Source organism: Microvirga calopogonii (genome assembly GCF_003347665.1).
Taxonomy (GTDB): domain Bacteria; phylum Pseudomonadota; class Alphaproteobacteria; order Rhizobiales; family Beijerinckiaceae; genus Microvirga; species Microvirga calopogonii.
This window is the reverse complement of record NZ_QDGA01000236.1, coordinates 1-1,565: the sequence shown is the minus strand read 5'-3', so window position 1 is coordinate 1,565 and position 1,565 is coordinate 1. Positions and strand designations below refer to the sequence as shown.

The window sequence follows — 1,565 nt, the reverse complement described above, 5'->3', positions numbered from 1 at the left end:
TCGATAAGGATCGCCTCACCCTTCGGGTTCCCCTAACGAAAGCCAAGAGCAGCGGCCTGAGAAAACTGTCGGAACCTGCGGTGGTGGAGCAGGCCCTCGACCTCCTGAGCGGAAAGGCAATGGCCAAGCGCGGCGTGTGGAGCCGGCGCTCGAACGACCTTCAGGAGCGCATCGGGACCGGGCAGCTGACAGCTATTGCTGAAGTTTTGCGGGATCTCAATCGCGGCTCAGAGCAGCAGGAGGCTTCCTACAGCGAGCAGCAGATCTTCGAAGGCGCCCTGGACTTCATGATCAAGGAGGTGGCAGCATCCAGCCGGCTGACCCAGACCGAGGCTCGCAAGTTGATCGAACAGAGCTTGGCCAAAGCTCCTCACCTCAACAAGGCTAAGACCCTGGCCGAAGAACCGGAGGGGCCCGATGACGAAGCGGCGGCATAGGGAACGACCCTTCCCGTTGAACGAGAGACCGGTTAACGTTGAGTGCTGCTCCATCTAAGCTCAGGGCATTATTGGTATCATCGTGCTTCTACGGTAGCGTTGCCCCATCGATCTATTGGTACATCGGAATACTCGGAGCGGGTGCATGGTAACGCGAACTGCCCGTTTAAAGGATTTCACAACCGACGGGTATCCGGGCTGTGGGCTGCCGGTGCAGGTTCTGGCAGAGGATCACGTCGGCACATACATCCTTCCATTCCCGTGTGAGCGCATGAACGGGGAGTGGCGGAATGGGACGACCGGGGAGGCAGTCCAGGCCAGCATCATTGCATGGCGTGAGTTTCGGGTGAAGAGCAGAGATCCACGACGTCGCTAAGCAGCCCTTCCTTCTTCGACAGACGCGATTGTAGATCTTGTGCCTAGTAATCAGGTTGGCGAACCCCTATATCGGATATGTCAGGTTCGCCTGACTATGATCGTAGAGGCAGAGTGGAATAGGCGTTTAGGACGCGGGTTCGATTCCCGCCGCCTCCACCACAAGCACACCGGCCGTCCAGGTACCGCAGGACGGGGTTTGGGCGACTGGCCTTTCGTTGAGGTCGGGCCGCTGCCCCGGTGTGTTTGTGAGGGGGGCGACATGGGTTCGACTGGGCGCAATAAAGGCTAGGTTGCGATTAGGCTGAGCTACGGCCTTGATAGTGCAAATTCATAAATGCCAACGACAACGTTGACATGGGTGCGGTGCGCCTCGCGGCGTAACCATCCGGGGCTCGGGATAGCCTAGCAACAGAAACGGCACCTTCGGGTGCCGTTCCCATTTTCAGACCCTTGACCTTCCCAGCTCGCGCTGCCCCCATAACAGAGAGACGAAGAACAAATGTTGGAGATTCAGGTCGGCGGCTACATCCGCGTTTCCAAGGGAACCACGGTCTTCCCGACTGGCGACGGCGTCGAGGCACCAGCCACGCGCGATCAGGTCGTGAAGGTCACCGATATCTTCGACGTCGACGTGAAGAGCGACAACTTCTATCTGCTTCTGCCGGACGAGATGCGGTTGCGGTACTTTGAGGCCAGCGGTGGCAAACGTCCCATCGACCAGGATATTCTCGAGTTCACGGATCGCCTGAC

Annotated in this window: 2 protein-coding genes and 1 other RNA gene; all 3 read left to right on the top strand. The window is 58.7% G+C overall.

Annotated elements, in window-relative coordinates:
• Positions 1–437: CarD family transcriptional regulator (locus DDF70_RS36185; protein ID WP_205772631.1), on the top strand; the 437-nt coding region annotated here is incomplete at its 5' end.
• Between the two features lie 416 nt (positions 438–853).
• Positions 854–1,238: a transfer-messenger RNA gene (gene ssrA, locus DDF70_RS36175) on the top strand.
• Between the two features lie 76 nt (positions 1,239–1,314).
• Positions 1,315–1,565, top strand: a 251-nt coding sequence (locus tag DDF70_RS36170) for a hypothetical protein (protein ID WP_162820912.1), incomplete at its 3' end; no start/stop codon positions are given.